The sequence below is a fragment of the Dermatophilaceae bacterium Soc4.6 genome (assembly GCA_039889245.1).
In the GTDB taxonomy this organism is placed as follows: domain Bacteria; phylum Actinomycetota; class Actinomycetes; order Actinomycetales; family Dermatophilaceae; genus Lapillicoccus.
The window spans coordinates 3,905,414-3,927,588 of sequence record JAZGVH010000002.1 but is presented as its reverse complement, the minus strand read 5'-3'; the positions used below and the strand labels follow the sequence as shown (position 1 = coordinate 3,927,588).

The following is a 22,175-nucleotide window of genomic DNA, read 5'->3' as shown; positions in this document are numbered from 1 at the left end:
CCCCTCAGACGCCGGCGTCGGCGGGCGCACCCACTGCGGCGGCCGCGGCGTCGGCCGTGTGCCGTTCCACCTCCACCAGGCGCTCGGCGCGCTGCCGGTCGAGCGCGGCCCCGACGAGCCCGGCGAAGAGCGGGTGGGCCCGGTGCGGCCGGGAGAGGAACTCCGGGTGCGCCTGGGTCGAGACGTAGTACGGGTGGACGTCGGCCGGCAGCTCGACGAACTCCACCAGCTCGCGGTCGGGCGAGAGCCCGGAGAAGACCAGCCCGGCCTCCTCGAGGCGGGCGCGGTAGGAGTTGTTGACCTCGTAGCGGTGCCGGTGGCGCTCGTGCACGAGCTCGGTGCCGTAGGCCGCGGCGACGACGCTGCCCGGAGCCAGCGCGGCGGGGTAGAGCCCCAGCCGCATCGTGCCCCCGAGGTCACCGGCGCCCTCGACGAAGGCCTTCTGCTCCTCCATGGTCGCGATGACCGGGTCGGGCGTCTCGGGGTCGAACTCCGACGACGAGGCACCCTCGATGCCAGCGACGTTGCGGGCGTACTCGATGACCATGCACTGCAGCCCGAGACAGATGCCGAGGGTCGGCACCTGACGCTCGCGGGCCCAGCGCAGCGCGCCGAGCTTGCCCTCGATGCCACGCACCCCGAAGCCGCCGGGGACGAGCACCGCGTCGACACCGCCGAGCGCGCGCTGCGCCCCAGCCTCGGTGCGGCAGTCGTCGCTCGCGACCCAGCGCACGTGCACCTTCGCGTCGTGGTGGAAGCCACCGGCGCGCATCGCCTCGGTCACCGAGAGGTAGGCGTCGGGCAGGTCGACGTACTTGCCCACCAGCGCGATCTCGACCTCGTGCTCCGGGTCGTGCACCCGTTGCAGCATGAGGTCCCAGTCGTGCCAGTCGACGTCGCGGAAGGCCAGCCCGAGCCGACGGATCACGGTGGCGTCGAGCCCCTCGCGGTGCAGCACCTTCGGGATGTCGTAGATGCTGGGGGCGTCGACGCACGCGGCCACCGAGTCGGCGTCGACGTCGCACATCAGCGAGATCTTGCGCTTGATCCCCTCGGGGATCTCGCGGTCGGCCCGCAGCACCAGCCCGTCGGGCTGGATGCCGACCTGGCGCAGCGCGGCCACCGAGTGCTGGGTCGGCTTGGTCTTCAGCTCGCCGCTCGGGGCGAGGTAAGGCACGAGCGAGACGTGCAGGAAGAAGACGCTGTCGCGGCCGATCTCGTGGCGCACCTGGCGCGCGGCCTCGAGGAAGGGCAGCGACTCGATGTCGCCGACGGTGCCACCGACCTCGGTGATGATCACGTCGGGCGCATCGGGCAGCCCGGTCGCCTCGGCCCGCATGCGCGACTTGATCTCGTTGGTGATGTGCGGGATCACCTGCACCGTGTCGCCGAGGTACTCCCCCCGACGCTCACGCGCGATGACGGCGTTGTAGATCTGCCCGGTCGTGACATTGGCCGACCCCGCGAGCTCGACGTCGAGGAAACGCTCGTAGTGCCCGATGTCGAGGTCGGTCTCGGCCCCGTCGTCGGTCACGAAGACCTCGCCGTGCTGGAACGGGTTCATCGTGCCCGGGTCCACGTTGAGGTACGGGTCGAGCTTCTGCATCGTCACCCGCAGACCCCGTTGTCGCAGGAGGTGACCGAGGCTGGAAGCCGTCAGTCCCTTGCCGAGAGAGGAGGCCACACCTCCGGTCACGAAGATGTGCTTCGTCTGGTCCACCACGGGATCTCAGTCTAGGTCATCAACCGGGGGGCCCGAGTACCACGCCCGCCACTGGCGCGCCGTGGCCGCCCCGTCGGGCCACGAGCCCGCGACCACCCGCCCCCGCGCACCCTGCGCCGCGAGCCCGTCGGGATCACGCCGGAAGTCGTCGACGAGACCGTCGAGGGCGGCCGCCAGCGCCCTCGCCGACCCGGGCCGCACGAGCCGCCCGGTCCCCTCCAGCAGCCCCGGTATGCCGCCCACCTCTGTCGCGACCACCGGCACCCCGGCCGCCATCGCCTCCTGCACGACGAGCGCCCGCGCCTCCCAGTCGCTCGTGACGACCAGGGCCGAGGCGGCACCCAGCAGGGCTGGCACGTCGTGACGCGCACCCAGGAACCGCACACCAGTGCTCTCGGCCGCCGCGCGCAGGATCGTCAGCTCGGCGGGGTCACCCGCTCCGGCGACCGCCCAGACCACATGGGCCCCGTGACGCATCAGCGCTGCGGCGTCGACGACGAGGTCGAGGCGCTTCTGCGGGGCGGCCCGAGCGACCGTCAGCACCAGCGGCCGGTCGGCTCCCGCTCCGAGACCGAGGGCCGACGCGCGGACGGCGCGCTCGGCGACGCCGATCGCCGGCTGGTCCAGCAGGGACGGCACCGAGGGGGACGGCACGGGCGCCAGCACCGAGTGGCGCGCACCGAGACGACGGGCGAGGTCGACGAGGTCGACGCTGGCGCCCGTGACGAGGTCCGCCCGTCGCAGGCCCCAGGAGGCCAGCGCGGACGCGACCCGACCGCGGAGCCCGGCACCCGTCGGTGGCGGGTTGTGCAGCGACACCACCACCCTCGCCCGGTGGCGACCCCCGAGACCGAGACCGAGCGCCACGGCGGTCGCGGCCTGCAGCCCGTGGGCGTGCACCGCGTCGGCGCCCCTCACCAGGTCGCGCAGCCGGCCTGGCCACGTAGCGAGGCTGCGCCCGTCGTCGGGCCACCACGTGAGGGCGTCGTGCCAGCCGAAGTGCCGTGCCGTCGAGGCGAGCGTCACCACCACCACCTCGACCCCCACGGCCCGCAGGTCGTCGCGCAGCTGACCGACGTGGGTGCCGATGCCCCCCGTGCTGCGCCCCAGCACCATCACGACCCTCATGACGACCCTCGCCAGGGCCCGCCCACGAGCCGCGTCACGACCCCGACCGCCGGACCTGCCGCAGCACCAGCTGAGCGGTCGGCCGGTCGACCGAGCCCATCACGACCACGAGCAGCGCGAGCGCGACCACGCCGACGACCACGGCCTGGGTGACAGCGGGGAGCAGCCCGGTGACCACCCAGACCCGGGTCAGCACCGTGCCGGCGGCGGCGGCCACGAGCGCGGCCACGAGACCGGCGGCCGTGGCTCGTCGCAGGCCGCTGAGCGCCTCGTGGCCCCACGCCCGGGCGGTCGCCGCCGCGAGCTCGAGACCCGCCAGCGTCAGACCCACCGAGCTCGCCAGCCCGAGCACCACCAGGGCCCGCCCCGGGGTCGACCCCGGGGGGACGAGCACCAGCGGCACCGACCCCGCGAGGAGCCACCCCCCGGCGACCGCGGCGCCGGCCAGCAGCGGCCGTCCCCGCACGTAGAGCGCACGGGTCAGCAGAGCGGCCACGCAGAAGGCGGGCAGGCCCGGCACGAGGGCGAGCAGGGCGTTCGGCAGCTCGACGAGGGCGCTGCGACCGCCAGCGCCCGTGCGGCCCGCGTCGAGCTCACCGAAGAAGGTGCCGAGCGGGGTGGCCACGGCGGCGAGCAGCCCGGCCCCGGCGAAGCCGAGCAGCACGGTGGCCCGCAGGGTGCGGGCGAGCACCGGGGCCACGTCGTCGGTCCGTGGCCCGGAGCGCCGCACCAGCTCGGGCGTCTCGGGCGACCCACCGCGGGCACCGGCCGCTCCGGCCATGGTGGCGAGCGCCGGGAAGGCGGAGACCGCGAGCGGCACCGCGAGCACGGCATACGGCAAGAGGTAGAGGGTCTGCACGTAGGTGCTGACGTTGAGCACGCCCGTGCCCGCCCGGCGCGTCGTCACGAGGGTGGCGAGCACGGCGTACTGCTGGGCGACCAGCGCCAGCAGCCCGGCGCCGGCGAGCGACCCGAGCCGCCGGGCCACCCCCGACGGGAAGCGGAAGGTCGGTCGCAGCCGGATGCCCAGCCGCAGCACCGGCACGACCAGCGGCAGGCTCAGCAGCACGACCCCGGCCGTGGTTCCACCGGCCAGGACCAGCACCGCCTGCGCCGGCACGTTCTCGATCGACCGAGCCCCGTCGGCGAGCCGTCCGTAGGCCGTGTAGGACCCGATGACCACGAGGCTCGACAGCAGCGGGGCGAGGGCGGCAGCGAGGAAGCGACGGTGCGACTGCAGGATGCCGCCGAGCACGATGCCGAGCCCGTAGAGCGGCACCTGGGGGGCGAAGAGGCGCAGCATCGTGGTCGCCAGGTCCCGGCTGCCGGGGCACGCCCCCTCGCCGACCAGCAACGAGGCCGCCCGGGGGGCGAGCACCACGAGCACCACGGAGCAGGGCACGAGGAGCGCGAGGGTCCACGTGAGCAGCGCCGACCCGATGCGGTCGGCCTCGGTCCGCCGTCCGCTCCCGAGTGCGCCACCGATGAGCGGGACGGCGACGGCCGCGAGCGCTCCCCCGGCCGCGACCTCGAACAGCACGTTGGGCAGCGAGTTGGCGCTCTGGTAGACGGTGCCGACGCACGTGGCCCCCACCGAGCGCGAGAACTCCAGCCAGCGACCGAAGCCGACCATCCGCGCCAGGAGGGTCACGACGGCCACCAGACCGGCCGCCGCGACGATGCCCCGTGGGCTCCGCGGGGCACTAGCGCCGTCGTTGGCGCCGTCGTTGGCGCCGTCGTTGGCGCCGTCGATGTCGCTCACGCGGGGTGCGCGGTCGGGGCGCCTCACGACCGCGACCTCACGACCCGGGTCCGACCACGGCGCTCCGGCGACGGCCCCAGGAGTCGAGCTCGCGCAGGCCGGGCGTCGACTCGATGACCCGGGTGAAGCTCACCCGCTCCGAGGCCAGCGTGAGGCCGACCAGCAAGGTCAGGGTGACGACCCGCGCACGGATGGGCAACCGGTCGACGACCGCGGCGCCGACTGCGGCGCCGAGGGCGTTGGCTCCGGCGTCACCGAGCATCCGCTCCCCTGCCAGGTCGGCGGGCAGGGCCACCAGGGCGGCGCCCGCTGCCGCGCCGGCAGTCGGGGACCCCGACGCGACCAGCGGCAGCGCCAGGGCGACGACCACCTTGAGCGCCCGGCCGGGCCGCAGGTCGAGAAGGTTGACCAGGTTGGCGGTGCCGGCGACCACCCCCACGTCGACGGCGAGCGCCGCACCGGCGGCCAGCCGCCCGGCGCCGGTGGCGAGCCCGGGCCCCTGCGCCGAGCAGGCCCGCGTCAGGGCGACGGTCGCGCCGGCCGCCGCGAGCCCCGCGATCTTGAGGGACCCAGTCGTCACCCGCCCCTGCCGCAGTGCGCTGAGGTGCCCACGCAGCCCCCTCGTGGTCGCGTCGCCCGCGAGGTCGTCGAGGGCACCGACCGCGCCCGCAAGCAGCACGGCTCCGCCACCCGCGAGGCCGCCGGTGCAGACGCTGAGCAGCCCCCAGCCCGCGTCGGCCTCGCGGGGGCCCGGTGAGGCGCGCCATGCCCCCGCCACCGCTCCGGTCACGCAGCCGACCACCACCGCCGGCCCCTCCAGCAGCGTCACCCGCCGTCCGGCGTGGTTGGTGCGGCTCCACCGGGGCGCACCGCCGGGAGGACGACGGGCGAGCACCGCGTATGCCGTGCGGGCTGCACCTGCCGCCACCAGGGTCGCCACAGCGGTGGCGACGGCCGGGGGCAGGGCGCCCCCACCTCCGGGGCCGCGGGCGGTCGTCACGTCGTCGGGGGGACGTCGGCCTTGGCGTCGGCCGAGATGCCGTAGTGGCCGGCGCGGCCGCCTTCCTGGGCGGCCAGGGCGAGCACGACGACACCGGCCCCGACGACGGAGTCGGCGTGGTCGACGCTCGACAGCGAGCCGGCCAGGCGTCCGTCGGCTCGCACCGCGGTCACCAGGTTGGTCGTCGTCTCCTGCCCCACCGCCGTCGTCGGAGCGCCTGAGCCGACCACGACGCCGCCCGTGGCGGAAGCGAGGACGCGCAGCAAGGCCGTCATCGTGGCCGTCTGCGCGGTCACCGAGGTCGTCGTGCCCGAGATGGGCCCGCCCAGCACCACCGCAAGACTCGCGGGGGCCGGGTTGTCGTTGGTGAGGTCGAGCAGCCCGGCCGAGCCCAGTGTCCTGAGAGCGGATGCCGACGCGAGCTGCCCGGTGCCCTCGCCGGACACCCTCGTCGACGACGCTGACGGCAGGCCCGGGGTGGTCGGACCGGTCCCGGAGCCCGCCGGCCGCTGCACCAGCGCCGACGTCAGCACCTGGGCGAGCAGCTCGTCGGCATCCGACGTCGGGGTCAGCCCCATCGCAGCGGCGGCGGTGGTGGCCGCGGTGAGCCGGTCCGGTGCGGACTCCGGAGCACGGAAGGCGTCCTTGAGGGTGACGACCGTGGTCACGGTGGCGCCGGCCTGCTGCAGGGCCGTCGTGGTCAGCTCGGCGAACTTGCCGGCGGCGTCGGACGAGACGAGCAGGGCGACGGTCTGTCCCTTGAGCCGACCCGAGAGCGCCGAGGACGCGACGGCGGCGGCGTAGCCCTCCTGCGCCGTGACGGTCTTCGCGTTGTCGTCGCGCTGGGTGCGCAGCGTCTCCATGTCCTGCCGCAGCTGCGAGACCTGGTCGGTCAGCTGCGTGCCGATGCCCCCCTGAAGGGGCCCGGCCCCCAGCACGATGCCGACCGCGAGCGCGACGAAGATCGAGACGATGGAGACCAGGTGGTAGCGGAAGTCGATCACGAGAACACCCCCAGGAGACGGGCCCAGACGCCGTCCCACCTGGCCCCGAGCACCTGCAGCAGCGCCTGGCCGCCGGGGGTGGCGGCGAGGGCGACGCCCAGGGCGAGGAGACCGACCAGCATCGTGGCGACCAGGGCGAGGGCCGAGATGCGTGGGCGGTAGAGCCGGCTGACGCCCTTGGCGTCGACGAGCTTGCCCCCCACCCGCAGCCGGGTCAGGAACGAGCTGGCCATGCCCGAGCGCCCCTTGTCGAGGAACTCCACCAGGGTGGCGTGCGTGCCCACCGCCACGATGAGGGTGGCGCCGCTGTCGTCGGCCAGCAGCATGGCGACGTCCTCGCTGGTGCCCGTGGCGGGGAAGACGACCGGGTCGAGACCCAGGTCGGTGACGCGCTGCAGACCGGGGGCCCGACCGTCGCGGTAGGCGTGCACGACGATCTCGGCTCCGCATCGCAGCGCCTTGTCGGAGACCGAGTCCATGTCGCCGACGATGAGGTCGGGGCGGTGGCCGTTCTCGAGCAGGGCGTCGGCGCCACCGTCGACCCCGATGATCACCGGCTTGTACTCCCGGATGTAGGACCGCAGGGCCTGGAGGTCCTCGAGGTAGTGGTAGCCGCGCACGACGATCAGGGCGTGACGTCCGTCGATCGGGGTGCGGATGTCGGGCACCCCGACCCCGTCGAGCAACAGCTCGCGCTCTCGCTTGAGGAACTCCATCGTGTTGCCCGCGAAGGCCTCGAGCTGCTCGGCCAGACCTTCGCGGGCCGCCTCGGTCTGCTCGGCGACCGAGTCGGCGCTCATCCGCGCACCGCGCGCCACCACCCTGCCGCGCACGACGAGGGTGTCGCCGTCGATCACCGCCAGGTCGCCCTCCTTGACGGCCGACATCACGGTGTCTCCGACGGCGTCGAGCAGCGGGATGCCGGCGTCGACCAGGATTCCCGGCCCCAGGTTGGGGTAGCGCCCCGAGATGGATGCGGCGGCATTGACGACGGCGGCCGGCCGGATCGCCACCAGGGCCTCCGCACTGACCTTGTCGATGTCGACGTGGTTGATGACCGCGACGTCGCCGGCGCGCAGTCGCTTGGTGAGGTTCTTGGTGCGGGCGTCCACGCGCACCGGTCCGCCCCGCTCGGAGGGCTCCGAGGGGCGTCCGCGACGCAGGCGCAACGAGATCGACATCGTGGGCCATCGTGCCACGTGCCGATGGGTCTCCTTCCCGAGGCGCGACAGAGCCGCACTGTGATCTACCCGGAGGTCCCCACGGCCTGTGTATGGTGCCGTGCCGGTCACCCCGGCGTCGTGCCCGCCCCGGCCGGGGCGGGCGGCCGGCCCGCCTTGGACGGTCTGGGCGCCCGGGCACGCCTGGTCGGCGTGGTTCCCGGTGCGGGGGCCGGGTCGACGGCCCCGGGCTCCGCCCGGGTCTGGGACGCGCGGGCGACATCGGCCTGGGCGACGAGCTCGCGGGCGTGCTCGAGGCCGGCCCCCGAGGCGGGGTCGCCGCCCATCATCCGCGACAGCTCGCGCAGCCGCTCGTCGGCGCTCACCTGCGTCACCGAGCTCGAGGTCACGCTGCCGTCGTCCTGCTTGTGGACCACGAGGTGGCGGTCGGCGAAGGCGGCGACCTGAGCGAGGTGCGTCACGACCACGACCTGCGCGGTGCGGGCCAGGACCGCCAGGCGGGCACCGACGTCGAGGGCGGCGCTGCCGCCCACCCCGGCGTCGACCTCGTCGAAGACGAACGTCGGCACGCTCTGTCCCCCGCCGGCGCCGGTGACCACCTCGAGCGCCAGCATCACGCGGGAGAGCTCTCCGCCGGAGGCCGCCTTGGCGACGCTGCGGGCGGGTGCCCCCGCGTTGGCCGCGAGGAGGATCTCCACCTCGTCGACGCCGTGCCGGCCGTATCGCACCGCCGCCGCACCACGGGACGTGGGCTCGGCCTCGAGGGCGAGGCCGTCGGGGTCGGGGTGGGTCGTCACGCTGACCTCGACCCGAGCCCGCCCCATCGCCAGGTGACCGAGCTCGGCCGTCACCTTCTGCCCGAAGTCCTCGGCGGTCGCCACCCTGGCCGCGTGGAGGGCGAGCGCCCGGGACCCGAGGTCGCGCTTCAGCACGACGGTCTGCTCCTCGAGCTCGGCCACCCGGTCGTCGGCGCCGAGGATCTCGTCGAGGCTGACCGCCGCCTCCTGGGCCCACTGCAGCACCTCGTCGACGGTGTCGCCGTAGACCCGGGTCAGCGCCGCCAGGTCGGCCCGTCGCTGCTGCACCACAGCCAGGCGGGCGGGGTCGACGTCGACGTCACCGAGGTAGGACGCGAGGTCGGCGCCGAGGTCGGTCACGAGGTAGGCCACCTCGGCGACGCGGCGCTCGAGGTCGGCGAGCGCGGCGTCGTGGGTGGCGAGCGGCGTCAGCGCCCCGCGGGTCGAGGCGAGCAGCTCGGTGACACCGGCGCTCGCGGGGGCGCCGGCATACCCGTCGTCCTCGCCGGTGAGCAGGGCGTGCGCCTGCTCGGCCGCCAGGCGCAGGCCGTCGACGTGACCGAGCCGCTCGTCCTCGGCGCGCAGCTCGACGTCCTCGCCGGGTCGGGGGTCGACGGCCTCGATCCGCTCCAGGCCGGCCCGCAGCACGTCGACCTCGCGGGCCCGGTCGCGGGCCAGGCGCCGCAGGCGGTCTCGCTCGGACGCCGCCACAGCCAGGGCATCGAAGGTCTCCTCGTAGCGCTCTCGCAGCGCGCCGAGCGCTGCGCCCCCGACGTCGTCGAGGACCTGGCGGTGCTGGTCACCCTGACGTAGACGCCACTGGTCGGCCTGCCCGTGCACCGCGACGAGCAGCTCACCGAGCTCGGCCAGCACACCGACCGGGCTGCTGCGGCCTCCGACGTGCGCCCGCGATCGGCCCTCGCGGGTGACGGTGCGAGCGAGGACCAGGTCGTCGTCGACGTCGGCCCCCGCCTCGGCCGCCCGCACGAGGGCCGGGTGCCCGGCCGGCAGGGTGACGATGCCCTCGACCAGGGCGGACGCCACCCCGCTGCGCACCAGGCCCGAGTCGGCCCGAGCCCCCAGGAGCAGGCCGAGACCCGACACCACCATGGTCTTGCCGGCACCGGTCTCGCCGGTGACGACGTTGAGGCCGGGGCTCAGCTCGAGAACAGCGTCCTCGATGACGCCGACGCCGCGGATGCGGATCTCCTGGAACACGGTCGCCAGCCTAGGGCCGACCGGCGTCAGGGCCGCGGCCGCGCCAGCCTTCGGTGGACAGGTGGAACTTCGCGACCAGCCGGTCGGTGAAGGGTGAGGCCTTGAAGCGGGCCAGCCGCACGGGCACGTCGCCGCGCCGGATGTCGATGCGGGCACCGGGGGGGAGCCCGACCTGCCGACGTCCGTCGCACCACACGACGCCGTGGGCCTCGGAGTGCGGGATGACCTCGATGGCCAGGGTCGAGCTCGGGCCCACGACGAGCGGCCGAGCGAAGAGGGCGTGGGCGCTGTTCGGCACGACCAGGATGGCCTCGACGTCGGGCCACACCACCGGTCCGCCCGCGGAGAACGCGTAGGCGGTGGACCCGGTGGGCGTCGAGACGACGACCCCGTCACAGCCCCAGGTCGACAGCGGTCGGTCGTCGATCTCGAGCGAGACCTCGAGCACCCGCTCACGGGCGGCCTTCTCGACGCTCACCTCGTTGAGGGCCCACGACCGCCACGTCGGACGACCGTCCTCGTGCACCACCACGTCGAGGGTCATGCGCTCCTCCACCGAGTAGTCACGGTCGAGGATGTGGTCGACCGTCACCCCCACCTCCTCGCGCTCGGCCTCGGCCAGGAAGCCGACGTGGCCGAGGTTCACCCCCAGCAGCGGCGCGTCCGAACCGCGCGAGCACTCCGCCCCCCGCAGGATCGTCCCGTCCCCCCCGAGGACGACGACCAGCTCGCAGCCACGGGCTGGTTCGACCGGGTCTGAGGCCGAGACAGGCCCGATGTCGATGCCGGAGAAGGACTCCTGCTCGGCTGGGGGGAGGGCGACCTCGACCCCGGCGTCCACCAGCCGCTGGACCACACCGCGGGCGATGGCGACCACCTCGGGTCGCCCGGGGTGGGCGACGAGGAGGATGCGTCGGGTCACGGTGTTCCTTCCACCTTTTCGGTGCTGTCGGGTCTATCGGTGCTGTGGGTGCTGTCGGAGCCCTCGACGAGCTCGATCAGCGAGTCGGTGTCAGTGACCACTGCGGCGTCGTCGGCACGGGGCGTCACCCAGAGTAGGTACTCCCGGTTTCCGTCCCCACCCCGGAGGGGGCTGCGCACCAGGCCGAGCACGTGCAGGCCCAGCTCCCTCGCCGCACCCACCACGGAGCGCAGCGCCCGGCGACGCTCCTGCGTGGAGCCGACGACACCCGTGCGACCGATGTTGTCCCGACCGACCTCGAACTGCGGCTTGACCAGGACGACGAGGTCGCCCTGCGGGTCGGTCTGCTCCACCATCGACGGCAGCGCGAGGCGCACCGAGATGAAGCTGAGGTCGGCCACCACGAGGTCGTAGGGTGCGCCCAGCTCGCCCGGGTGGACGTCGCGGATGTTGGTCCCCGACACCTCCTGCACGCGTGGGTCCTGCGCGATCAACGGGACGAGCTGGCCGTGACCGACGTCGAGCGCGGTCACGCCGGTCGCGCCCCGCTCGAGCAGCACCTGCGTGAAGCCCCCCGTGCTCGCGCCGACGTCGAGGCAGCGCCGGCCCTCGACCACCAGGCCCCGCGGCCCGAAGGCGTCGAGCGCGCCGAGCAGCTTGTGCGCCGCGCGACCCACCCAGTGCTCGGGCTCGTGCAGGAGAGCCACCTGCATGAGGTCCGTGACGGGTAGTGCCGGTCGGGTCGTCACGACCCCGTCGACGACGACCCCGGCCGCGTCCAGCAGCTCACGGGCCTGGCCGCGCGAGCGAGCGAGGCCGCGCCGCACCAGCTCGACGTCGAGGCGTCGCGCACCGCCCGGGGCACCGGGCGCGTTCACGCCGTCCCGAGGTCGTCCAGGCGGGCCTGGAGCTCACGGTGCGCCCGTTCGCCGGCTGCCACCTGCGCGTCCAGGTCGTCGTCCCGGGCTCCCTGCTCGAGGTCGGCGAGCGCCTGGTCGACCGCCTCGTCTCCCGTGTGCGGTGCCACCGAGACCGGCGCGGGAAAGAGCCCGTCGTCGTCACCGGGGGCCGTCTCGACGTCTGCGTCGGGGGCCTGATCCTGCTCGGTGTCCGGCGACGGCCAGTGGGCGGAGTCGTCCAGCTGGTCGCCCATCGTCACTCTCTCGAGGGGTCGGACTGCGTGACCGACGTCTTCGTGGCGGGGGTGGCCTTCGTCGGGGCAGCCTTCTTCACCGGGGCGGCCTTCTTGGCGGTGGCCGTCTTCTTCACGGGGGCGGCCTTCTTCGCGGTGGCCGTCTTCTTCACGGGGGCGGCCTTCTTCGCGGTGGCCGTCTTCTTCACGGGGGCGGCCTTCTTCGCGGTGGCCGTCTTCTTCACGGGGGCGACCCTCTTCGCGGTCGTCGCCTTCCTCGCGGGGGGCGGCGTCGTCCCGGCCGCCACCTTCGTGGCAGGGGTCGTCGTCGGCGTCCGATCCGGCGTCGCCGCAGGAACCGTCCTCCGGGCCTCTCCCCCCAGTCCGCGAGAGGCCTGCGCGCCGAGCGCGGCCACGCCGGTGCGCACGATCTCCGGAGCGGGTCTGCTGAGGGCGGCGGCGACCGCCCGCTCGACCTCGTGGCGCACCAGGGCTCTCAGGCTCTCACGGTTCGCCCGGGCGGCCTCGAGGATCTCCTCGGCCAGCGCACCCGCCTGCCCGACCGGCGCCACGGACACGACGGAGGTGCCGAGGGAGATGAGTGACTCCGCGGCATCCACCGCCCGGGCCCTGGTCACGTCACCCAGTCCGGATATCAGCTGCAGGTAGCCGCGCAGCGGCTCCAACGGGCCCAACGTCGTCATGGAGATCCCTCTCTGGATCTGCTGGGTGCCGGATGACCCGACACCGGTGAGTCGTGCAGATCCCGACACTAGCCCCCGGCGGTCGACGCCGGCAGCCCCGCCTGCGCCGCGACCGAGCGGGCCAGGGCCACGAGGCGCTGGGTCGTGTGGTCGTCCAGTGGCCCGTCGACCAGGTCGTCGATGGCGGCCTGCAGCAGGTGCAGCCCGGCGTTCAGCACCGCCAGGCTGCCGGCGACGTCGTCCTCCCTCACGCCGGCTGGCGCCGAGGTCGTTCCGGAGCGGTGGCCGACCCGGACCCGCGGCAGACCTTCCCGGTCGTGGAGCCCTTCCACGCTCCAGCCAGCGCACTCCCAGACCTGGCCTTCACGCGACACGACGGGGACCTCGAGGTCGAGTGCGCGCAGGTCGGCCGCGACATAGGTGGGACGCGGTCGACCGTCGGCCGTGACGAGAGCCTCGAGGTCGTCGACGCCGGTGAGGACCCAGAGGGAGTCGATGCCCGCCGCCATCGCCCCGAGGATGTCGGTGTCGAGCCGGTCTCCGACTCCCAGCACCACCCGGGTGCCCAACCTGTCGCAGGCCAGGTCGTAGAGGTCACCCTGGGGCTTGCCGGCCACCGACGGTGTGACCCCGCTCGCTCGTTGTACGGCAGCGACGAGCATGCCGTTGCCCGGGGCCACGCCGCGGTCGGTCGGGAGGGTGGCGTCGGTGTTGGTGGCCACCCACGGCACCCCACCTGCCACGAGGTAGCTCGCCTGGGCAAGGTCGTCGGCGGTGACGTCTGCCCCGTACCCCTGCAGCACGGCCACCGGTGGCGCCGCCGGGGAGTCTGCCTGGTCGCGCTCGCGCACCTGTCGCGGAGAGACGGGCTCGAGCCCTGCCTCCCGTAGGGCCTGCGACACACCCACGCCACCGACGGCGAGGACCGCAGACCCTCCGGGCACCACGGCGAGGAGCCGCCGTGCGCCGGCCTGTGAGCTGGTCACGACCTGTGCTGGAGCCACCTCGAGGCCGAGCCGCACCAGGTGCTCGGCGACCAGCTCGGGTGGACGCGACGCGTTGTTGGTGGCGTAGACGACCGCTGTGTCCGGGCGACCGAGGGCCTCGACCGCGTGGGCCACCGGCGCCGGTCCGCGATAGACCACCCCGTCGAGGTCACAGACGAACCCGTCGTACCGCTGGCGGAGCGTGCTCAACGACGGTCTCCACGGTCGTCGAGACCCTGCTCACCGGTCTCCTCGTCGTCGTCGCCCATGAGGTCTGTCTGGCTGATGCCGTCGAGCTCGTCGAGCCGCTCCGACGCGTCGGTCTCGAGGTCCGTATCGGAGTCGACGGCGACGGCGAACCAGCGGCGGGCCTCCTGCTCGTCACCGAGCGCGAGCACCGCCTCCGCGTAGGCGTAGGCCAGGCGCGCCGTCCAGGCCCGCACGGGCTTCGGTGTCAGCTCAGCGATCCGCAGTCCTGCCGCCGCCGCGTCGAGCTGCCCGAGATCCCGCCGGATGCCGGAGACGACGATGGCCAGCTCCACCCGTTCGTCGCGGGCGAGGGTGGACGCCTCAGGTGACTGTGCGAGGTCCAGCGCCTTCTCGTGCCGACCGAGGCCACGCTCGGCATCGACCATCAGGGGCAGGAGGTGCGACGAGCCACTCAGTCGACGGACGGTACGGAACTCGGCCAGAGCCTTGGCCCAGTCCCCCATCCGGTAGGCGACCAGCCCCATCGCCTCACGCGCCGCGGGCACTCGGCCGGCCCTGCGCACCGCCGTCTCGGCGTGCGCCTTGGCCGCCTCGATGTCTTCGTCCATCAGCAGGGCCGCCATGACCAGGTGCTGGGCGACGCCCTCCGCGTTCTCCTTGGAGAGGGTGCGCAGCTGGGTCCAGACCGAACGGTCGAGCTCCTTGCCCGTGACCCCCTCCTCGATACGCGGCTCCGGCAACCGTGGGGTCCGCGGGCCCGGTCGCTCCGCGCGATCCGTGCGCGGTCCGCGGTCGCCCTGACGGGCCCCGGCCGACGTGCCTCGACCAGTGTCTGCGCCACGCGTCTGGCCGGCGCCAGATCGATTCGCACCCGCCCGGGGTGAGTGGCCGCCGCGCTGATCGCCACGAGCACCTTGACCCTGCTCCCGACGTGGCCCACCCTCTCGAGGGGCGCCGCCACCGTATCCGTCCGCAGCCATGTTCTCTTCTCTCGTGTCGTCCTGCAGGAGCCATCCTAGGCACCGGCGTGTGGACATGCCGCTGGGGATGACGAAGCGCCCCGCTCGGATGGTGGTCCGGGCGGGGCGCTCGCTGTTTCAATGGTTGTCCGGCTGCGTCCTACTCTCCCACACCGTCACCAGTGCAGTACCATCGGCGCTGAGGGGCTTAGCTTCCGGGTTCGGAATGGGACCGGGCGTTTCCCCCTCGCTATGACAGCCGTAACTCTATGGAGATATGTGTTCACCCGACCACTCACCCCCACACAGGGGGGGCAAGGGTCAGGACCCGACCGTATCTCGGGAACTGCACAGTGGACGCGAAGCATCAAGCGACCCCCACAAGGGGTGAAGATGTAATCAAGTTATCGGCTTATTAGTACCGGTCAGCTTCATGCATTACTGCACTTCCACATCCGGCCTATCAACCCAGTAGTCTAGCTGGGAGCCTCTCGGGGCAAAGCCCCATGGAAACCTCATCTTGAAACGTGCTTCCCGCTTAGATGCTTTCAGCGGTTATCACTTCCGAACGTAGCTAATCAGCCGTGCCCTTGGCAGGACAACTGACACACCAGAGGTTCGTCCAACCCGGTCCTCTCGTACTAGGGTCAGCCTTTCTCAAGTTTCCTACGCGCACAGCGGATAGGGACCGAACTGTCTCACGACGTTCTAAACCCAGCTCGCGTACCGCTTTAATGGGCGAACAGCCCAACCCTTGGGACCTACTCCAGCCCCAGGATGCGACGAGCCGACATCGAGGTGCCAAACCATGCCGTCGATATGGACTCTTGGGCAAGATCAGCCTGTTATCCCCGGGGTACCTTTTATCCGTTGAGCGACGGCGCTTCCACAAGCCACCGCCGGATCACTAGTCCCGACTTTCGTCCCTGCTCGAGATGTCTCTCTCACAGTCAAGCTCCCTTGTGCACTTACACTCAACACCTGATTGCCGACCAGGCTGAGGGAACCTTTGGGCGCCTCCGTTACTTTTTAGGAGGCAACCGCCCCAGTTAAACTACCCACCAGGCACTGTCCCTGATCCGGATCACGGACCGAGGTTAGATATCCAGAACGACCAGAGTGGTATTTCAACGTTGACTCCACAGACACTGGCGTGCCCGCTTCACAGTCTCCCACCTATCCTACACAAGCCGTACCGAACACCAATACCAAGCTGTAGTAAAGGTCCCGGGGTCTTTCCGTCCTGCTGCGCGTAACGAGCATCTTTACTCGTAGTGCAATTTCGCCGAGTTCGTGGTTGAGACAGTGGAGAAGTCGTTACGCCATTCGTGCAGGTCGGAACTTACCCGACAAGGAATTTCGCTACCTTAGGATGGTTATAGTTACCACCGCCGTTTACTGGCGCTTAAGTTCTCAGCTTCGCCTTGCGGCTAACCGGTCCCCTTAACGTTCCAGCACCGGGCAGGCGTCAGTCCGTATACATCGTCTTGCGACTTCGCACGGACCTGTGTTTTTAGTAAACAGTCGCTTCTCCCTGGTCTCTGCGGCCATTCAGGCTAGAGCGCAAGGCTCTTCACCGTCCAGGCCCCCCTTCTCCCGAAGTTACGGGGGTATTTTGCCGAATTCCTTAACCACGATTCACTCGATCGCCTTGGTATTCTCTACCTAACCACCTGAGTCGGTTTGGGGTACGGGCGGCTCGAACCTCGCTAGAAGATTTTCTTGGCAGCATAGGATCACCCTACTTCCCGCATACGCGGTCACTATCAGGTCTCAGACTCGCAATCCAATGCAGAGGTGCGGATTTGCCTACACCTCGCCCTACACCCTTGGACGTGGACTACCATCGCCACGCGGAGGCTACCTTCCTGCGTCTCTCCATCGCTTACGTACTACCAGCTCGGGTCGTGCGCTCCGCTGACACGACTCCGAAGAGTCCCACCAGTTTCAGGCACTTAGCATCACAGGATTCTGTATGGGCGGTTCTTCGCCGGTTCCGGAATATCAACCGGATGTCCATCGACTACGCCTGTCGGCCTCGCCTTAGGTCCCGACTTACCCAGGGCAGATTAGCTTGACCCTGGAACCCTTGGTTATTCGGCGGACGGGTTTCTCGCCCGTCATTCGCTACTCATGCCTGCATTCTCACTCGTGTGGCCTCCACGGCTGGATCACTCCGCCGCTTCCCTGGCCACACGACGCTCCCCTACCCATCAACACGCTTGGACCATGGACCCTCAGGTGCCACGGCCGGGCAAAGTGTCAATGCCACAGCTTCGGTGGTGTGCTTGAGCCCCGCTACATTGTCGGCGCGGAATCACTTGACCAGTGAGCTATTACGCACTCTTTAAAGGGTGGCTGCTTCTAAGCCAACCTCCTGGTTGTCAATGCAACTCCACATCCTTTCCCACTTAGCACACGCTTAGGGACCTTAGATGGTGGTCTGGGCTGTTTCCCTCTCGACTACGGAGCTTATCCCCCGCAGTCTCACTGCCACGCTCTCACTTACCGGCATTCGGAGTTTGGCTAACGTCAGTAACCTGGTGAGGCCCATTAGCTATCCAGTAGCTCTACCTCCGGTAAGAAACACGTGACGCTGCACCTAAATGCATTTCGGGGAGAACCAGCTATCACGGAGTTTGATTGGCCTTTCACCCCTACCCACAGCTCATCCCCTCAGTTTTCAACCTAAGTGGGTTCGGTCCTCCACGCAGTCTTACCTGCGCTTCAACCTGGCCATGGGTAGATCACTCCGCTTCGGGTCTAGACCCAGCGACTCAAACGCCCTATTCGGACTCGCTTTCGCTACGGCTTCCCCACACGGGTTAACCTCGCCACTGAGCACTAACTCGCAGGCTCATTCTTCAAAAGGCACGCTGTCACCCCACAAGGAGGCTCCAACGGATTGTAGGCACACGGTTTCAGGATCTATTTCACTCCCCTCCCGGGGTACTTTTCACCTTTCCCTCACGGTACTTGTCCGCTATCGGTCACCAGGGAATATTTAGGCTTAGCGGGTGGTCCCGCCAGATTCACACGGGATTTCTCGGGCCCCGTGCTACTTGGGATGATCCTCTGGAGTCAACAAGATTTCGTCTACGGGGGTCGCACCCTCTGTGCCGGGCCTTTCAATGCCCTTCGACTATCACGATGATTTCTTACTCCATGCCAGCTCATCAGCGCCGACTGAGAAGTCCCACGACCCCGTACCTGCAACGCCTGATGGCTATCACACAGGCACGGTTTAGCCTGATCCGCTTTCGCTCGCCACTACTCACGGAATCGCGGTTGCTTTCTCTTCCTGTGGGTACTGAGATGTTTCACTTCCCCACGTTCCCTCCACTCGCCCTATATATTCAGACGAGGGTGACTGGACTTGCCTCCAGCCGGGTTTCCCCATTCGGAAATCCTCGGATCACAGTCTGGTTATCGACTCCCCGAGGCTTATCGCAGATTCCTACGTCCTTCTTCGGTTCCTGGTACCAAGGCATCCACCGTGTGCCCTTAAAAACTTGGCTACATACAATACAAGATGCTCGCGTCCACTGTGTAGTTCTCAACATACGGGCGGTACCCGTCCCTGACAGAGCGCCTCCTCCGACCCACCCCCATCGCGCACCACGTGCACCACGAAGACCTGACGAAGCGGTTCGACTCACGGGACCGGTCCAACCGGTCGTATCCGGCCTGAGAAGTCACAGCCAACACACCCCAACCCGAAGGCCAGCCGCGTGTTGCCCGATCCCTCAGGACCCAACAACGTGTCAAGCACCCACAGCCCCCCGCCCGCTTTCCACAACCCCCCACCCGGAAAAACCAGGAGAGGAGCTTGTACTCACGACACGAGACGCTCGGCGCCAACTAATCGATGTTCCACCCTTGAGCACCCACCGTGAAGCATTCGTCCACGGCCAGGCTCTGGACCGACACGCTTACGCGCCGCCGGCCAGTGCTCCTTAGAAAGGAGGTGATCCAGCCGCACCTTCCGGTACGGCTACCTTGTTACGACTTAGTCCCAATCGCCAGTCCCACCTTCGACGGCTCCCCCCTTTACAGGTTGGGCCACCGGCTTCGGGTGTTACCGACTTTCGTGACTTGACGGGCGGTGTGTACAAGGCCCGGGAACGTATTCACCGCAGCGTTGCTGATCTGCGATTACTAGCGACTCCGACTTCATGGGGTCGAGTTGCAGACCCCAATCCGAACTGAGACCGGTTTTTTGGGATTCGCTCCACCTTACGGTATCGCAGCCCTTTGTACCGGCCATTGTAGCATGCGTGAAGCCCAAGACATAAGGGGCATGATGATTTGACGTCATCCCCACCTTCCTCCGAGTTGACCCCGGCAGTCTCCTATGAGTCCCCACCATCACGTGCTGGCAACATAGAACGAGGGTTGCGCTCGTTGCGGGACTTAACCCAACATCTCACGACACGAGCTGACGACAACCATGCACCACCTGTACACCGACCTTGCGGGGCACCCATCTCTGGATGTTTCCGGCGTATGTCAAGCCTTGGTAAGGTTCTTCGCGTTGCATCGAATTAATCCGCATGCTCCGCCGCTTGTGCGGGCCCCCGTCAATTCCTTTGAGTTTTAGCCTTGCGGCCGTACTCCCCAGGCGGGGAACTTAATGCGTTAGCTGCGGCACGGACCTCGTGGAATGAGACCCACACCTAGTTCCCAACGTTTACGGCATGGACTACCAGGGTATCTAATCCTGTTCGCTCCCCATGCTTTCGCTTCTCAGCGTCAGTAATGGCCCAGAGACCTGCCTTCGCCATCGGTGTTCCTCCTGATATCTGCGCATTTCACCGCTACACCAGGAATTCCAGTCTCCCCTACCACACTCTAGTCTGCCCGTACCCACTGCAAGTCCGGGGTTGAGCCCCGGATTTTCACAGCAGACGCGACAAACCGCCTACAAGCTCTTTACGCCCAATAATTCCGGACAACGCTCGCACCCTACGTATTACCGCGGCTGCTGGCACGTAGTTAGCCGGTGCTTCTTCTGCAGGTACCGTCACTTGCGCTTCTTCCCTGCTGAAAGAGGTTTACAACCCAAAGGCCGTCATCCCTCACGCGGCGTCGCTGCATCAGGCTTGCGCCCATTGTGCAATATTCCCCACTGCTGCCTCCCGTAGGAGTCTGGGCCGTGTCTCAGTCCCAGTGTGGCCGATCGCCCTCTCAGGCCGGCTACCCGTCGTCGCCTTGGTGAGCCATTACCTCACCAACAAGCTGATAGGCCGCGAGTCCATCCCAGACCGAAAAACTTTCCACACGATAAACATGCGTCTCCGTGTCATATCCGGTATTAGCTACGGTTTCCCGAAGTTATCCCAGAGTCTGGGGCAGGTTACTCACGTGTTACTCACCCGTTCGCCACTGATCACCCCGGAGCAAGCCCCAAAGATCACCGTTCGACTTGCATGTGTTAAGCACGCCGCCAGCGTTCGTCCTGAGCCAGGATCAAACTCTCCATTGATGTTTAGCACCACACCACACAACCGAAGTCGACATGACATGGAAACTGAAACCCACTAAAGGGCCGTCACACTGACCGAGAGCAAACAACCAGCACACCGACCCGAAAGCCGGCGACAAAAGTTGTTCGACAAACAATCAAAAGAAATTCATAGCAGCACCGACCAGAAGGCCGACACCACCACGAGGTAATTGGCATCGATTTTTGACACGCTGTTGAGTTCTCAAGGATCGGACGCACACCATCCACCCACCCCACAAACCACAGGGCAAACATCCGGGACAACCACACAATCCGGTACCACCACCAACCTGCATCTTGGACAAACAAACCGCGACCCGCTCTTCAGAACGGCCGGCTCACTCGCACTTGGCTCTCGGCTGGAGTCCCTACCGTAGCAGGCCCTGGGGCCAACTCCAACCACCTCGCGGTGGCTGCTGGGAGGGTGTCAGTCCTCGACGAAAAGGAACGGCCTGCTTCGGGGGACCTGAGTCCACCCCGTGGTGTCCGTTCCTCCCTCTCGGGCTGACATCCAGAACTGTAGACGGAGGCCGCCCCCTACGCCAAATCGGGGGTGGCGGATGCAGCGTCAACGACGAGTTCTGTTGTGCCACAACGGGTCGAGCCGCCCAGACGGATCCTCAGCCCAGTCGAGCCGCAGCCAGCGCCTTGCGTCCGCGCTTGAGCAGGGCCACCCGCCCGTGGAGGAAGTCGCCGGCGCTCAGCGGCTGCTCGGGATCGGTGATCTTGACGTTGTTGAGCGACGCGCCCCCGTCAGCGATCGTCCGCCGCCCGGCGTTGCGGGAGTCCACCAGCCCCACGGCCACGAGCGCGTCGACGACGCTCGTGCCAACCGTGACCGGCGCCCCCGGCAGCTCGCCCGTCGCGTCGATCAGGGTGCTCGCGTCGAGGGCGTGCACGTCCCCCCGCCCGAACAGCGCCTCTGAGGCCGCCTGCACGGCCTGCGCGGCGCTGCTCCCGTGCACCAGGGTGGTGATGTCACCGGCAAGGGCCCGCTGGGCCTCTCTGCGGAACGGGGCGTCCTGCATCGAGCGCTCGAGCTGCGCGACCTCGTCCTCGGAGCGGTCGGAGAACACCTTGAGCAGGCCCACGACCGAGGCGTCCTCGATGTTGAGGAAGTACTGGTAGAAGGCGTACGGGCTGGTCATGTCGGCCGAGAGCCACACGGCGTTGCCCTCGGACTTGCCGAACTTCACGCCGGAGGAGTCCTCGAGCAGGGGCGTGGACAGCGCGTGCACGCTTGCGCCCTCCGCCCGGTGCACGAGGTCGACGCCTGCGGTGATGTTGCCCCACTGGTCGCTCCCCCCGGTCTGCAGCGTGCACCCGTGAGCGCGGTAGAGCTCGAGGTAGTCCATCGCCTGCAGCAGCTGGTAGCTGAACTCCGTGTAGGAGATCCCCTGCTCGCTCGCGAGCCGGGTCGCGATCGCGTCCTTCTTCACCATCTGGTTGACCCGGAAGTGCTTGCCCACGTCGCGCAGGAAGTCGATCGCCGACATGGGCGCCGTCCAGTCGAGGTTGTCCACCAGCAGGGCCGCGTTCGCCCCCTCGAAGTCGAGGAACGGCCGCACGAGGTGCGTGATGCGTACGACGCTGGCGGCCGTCTGCTCCTTGGTCTTCAGCACCCGCTCGCTGGTCGGCCTCGGATCGCCGATCAGCCCGGTCGACCCCCCGATCAGGCAGATCACCCGGTGACCGGCGCGCTGCAGGTGGCGCAGCACCACCAGCTGCACCAGGTTGCCGAAGTGCAGCGACGGTGCCGTGGGGTCGAAGCCGCAGTAGACCGTGACCGGCCCGTCGGCGAGGGCCTGGCGCAGTGCGGTCTCGTCGGTGGACTGCGCTACCAGCCCCCGCCACTGCAGCTCGTCGAGGATGGTGCTCACGGTGCTCGGACCTCCGTCGTCGGACGCGACCCCGGTGGCCACGGCTCCATCCCCCAGCCTGCC

Annotated in this window: 14 protein-coding genes and 3 rRNA genes; all 17 read right to left on the bottom strand. The window is 69.3% G+C overall.

Annotated features, from left to right (window positions below; genetic code table 11):
* Nucleotides 1-4: 4 nt before the first annotated feature.
* The 17 genes from V3N99_18375 to tyrS all read right to left on the bottom strand — a co-directional run bounded on the left by V3N99_18375 (nt 5) and on the right by tyrS (nt 22,112).
* The gene (locus V3N99_18375) at nt 5-1,723 is read right to left on the bottom strand and encodes a CTP synthase (GenBank protein MEO3938698.1); all 1,719 of its coding nucleotides are present in this window, start codon (nt 1,721-1,723) and stop codon (nt 5-7) included.
* 6 nt (nt 1,724-1,729) lie between these two features.
* Entirely contained in the window at nt 1,730-2,851 is a 1,122-nt protein-coding gene (locus tag V3N99_18370) for a glycosyltransferase family 4 protein (GenBank protein MEO3938697.1), read from the bottom strand.
* Nucleotides 2,852-2,885: 34 nt separating this feature from the next.
* Complete coding sequence (locus tag V3N99_18365; protein ID MEO3938696.1) at nt 2,886-4,640, bottom strand: lipid II flippase MurJ; 1,755 nt, start codon at nt 4,638-4,640, stop codon at nt 2,886-2,888.
* Nucleotides 4,641-4,650: 10 nt separating this feature from the next.
* Complete coding sequence (locus V3N99_18360) at nt 4,651-5,613, bottom strand: hypothetical protein (protein MEO3938695.1); 963 nt, start codon at nt 5,611-5,613, stop codon at nt 4,651-4,653.
* Entirely contained in the window at nt 5,610-6,617 is a 1,008-nt protein-coding gene (locus V3N99_18355) for a copper transporter (GenBank protein ID MEO3938694.1), read from the bottom strand. Before V3N99_18355 ends, V3N99_18360 begins: the two co-directional genes overlap by 4 nt.
* Entirely contained in the window at nt 6,614-7,798 is a 1,185-nt protein-coding gene (gene steA / locus V3N99_18350; protein MEO3938693.1) for a putative cytokinetic ring protein SteA, read from the bottom strand. Before steA ends, V3N99_18355 begins: the two co-directional genes overlap by 4 nt.
* 107 nt (nt 7,799-7,905) lie before the next feature.
* On the bottom strand, nt 7,906-9,813 hold the full coding sequence (gene recN, locus V3N99_18345; protein ID MEO3938692.1) for a DNA repair protein RecN: 1,908 nt from the start codon (nt 9,811-9,813) through the stop codon (nt 7,906-7,908).
* Nucleotides 9,814-9,823: 10 nt separating this feature from the next.
* Nucleotides 9,824-10,735, bottom strand: coding sequence for an NAD kinase (locus V3N99_18340; protein MEO3938691.1), 912 nt, complete (start codon nt 10,733-10,735; stop codon nt 9,824-9,826).
* A complete protein-coding gene (locus V3N99_18335; protein MEO3938690.1) occupies nt 10,732-11,613 on the bottom strand; it encodes a TlyA family RNA methyltransferase in 882 nt (293 codons plus the stop codon). Before V3N99_18335 ends, V3N99_18340 begins: the two co-directional genes overlap by 4 nt.
* Complete coding sequence (locus V3N99_18330; GenBank protein MEO3938689.1) at nt 11,610-11,888, bottom strand: hypothetical protein; 279 nt, start codon at nt 11,886-11,888, stop codon at nt 11,610-11,612. Before V3N99_18330 ends, V3N99_18335 begins: the two co-directional genes overlap by 4 nt.
* 2 nt (nt 11,889-11,890) lie before the next feature.
* Nucleotides 11,891-12,571, bottom strand: a complete 681-nt coding sequence (locus V3N99_18325; protein ID MEO3938688.1) for a hypothetical protein — start codon at nt 12,569-12,571, stop codon at nt 11,891-11,893.
* Nucleotides 12,572-12,639: 68 nt separating this feature from the next.
* Nucleotides 12,640-13,767, bottom strand: coding sequence for an HAD-IIA family hydrolase (locus V3N99_18320; protein ID MEO3938687.1), 1,128 nt, complete (start codon nt 13,765-13,767; stop codon nt 12,640-12,642).
* A complete protein-coding gene (locus tag V3N99_18315; protein MEO3938686.1) occupies nt 13,764-14,507 on the bottom strand; it encodes a hypothetical protein in 744 nt (247 codons plus the stop codon). Before V3N99_18315 ends, V3N99_18320 begins: the two co-directional genes overlap by 4 nt.
* A 366-nt stretch (nt 14,508-14,873) precedes the next feature.
* Nucleotides 14,874-14,990 (bottom strand): 5S ribosomal RNA (gene rrf / locus V3N99_18310).
* Nucleotides 14,991-15,121: 131 nt separating this feature from the next.
* Nucleotides 15,122-18,244: ribosomal RNA gene (locus V3N99_18305) — 23S ribosomal RNA — on the bottom strand.
* Between the two features lie 442 nt (nt 18,245-18,686).
* Nucleotides 18,687-20,211: ribosomal RNA gene (locus tag V3N99_18300) — 16S ribosomal RNA — on the bottom strand.
* Together the 16S, 23S and 5S rRNA genes form the textbook arrangement of a ribosomal RNA operon.
* 641 nt (nt 20,212-20,852) lie before the next feature.
* A complete protein-coding gene (tyrS, locus tag V3N99_18295) occupies nt 20,853-22,112 on the bottom strand; it encodes a tyrosine--tRNA ligase (GenBank protein ID MEO3938685.1) in 1,260 nt (419 codons plus the stop codon).
* Between the last annotated feature and the right edge of the window lie 63 nt (nt 22,113-22,175).

Excerpts from the sequence above, each read along its gene's own strand:
- V3N99_18325 (MEO3938688.1), bottom strand. The coding sequence starts at position 12,571 with ATGACGACGTTGGGCCCGTTGGAGCCGCTGCGCGGCTACCTGCAGCTG.
- V3N99_18370 (MEO3938697.1), bottom strand. The coding sequence starts at position 2,851 with ATGAGGGTCGTGATGGTGCTGGGGCGCAGCACGGGGGGCATCGGCACC.
- V3N99_18330 (MEO3938689.1), bottom strand. The coding sequence starts at position 11,888 with ATGGGCGACCAGCTGGACGACTCCGCCCACTGGCCGTCGCCGGACACC.
- steA (MEO3938693.1), bottom strand. The coding sequence starts at position 7,798 with ATGTCGATCTCGTTGCGCCTGCGTCGCGGACGCCCCTCGGAGCCCTCC.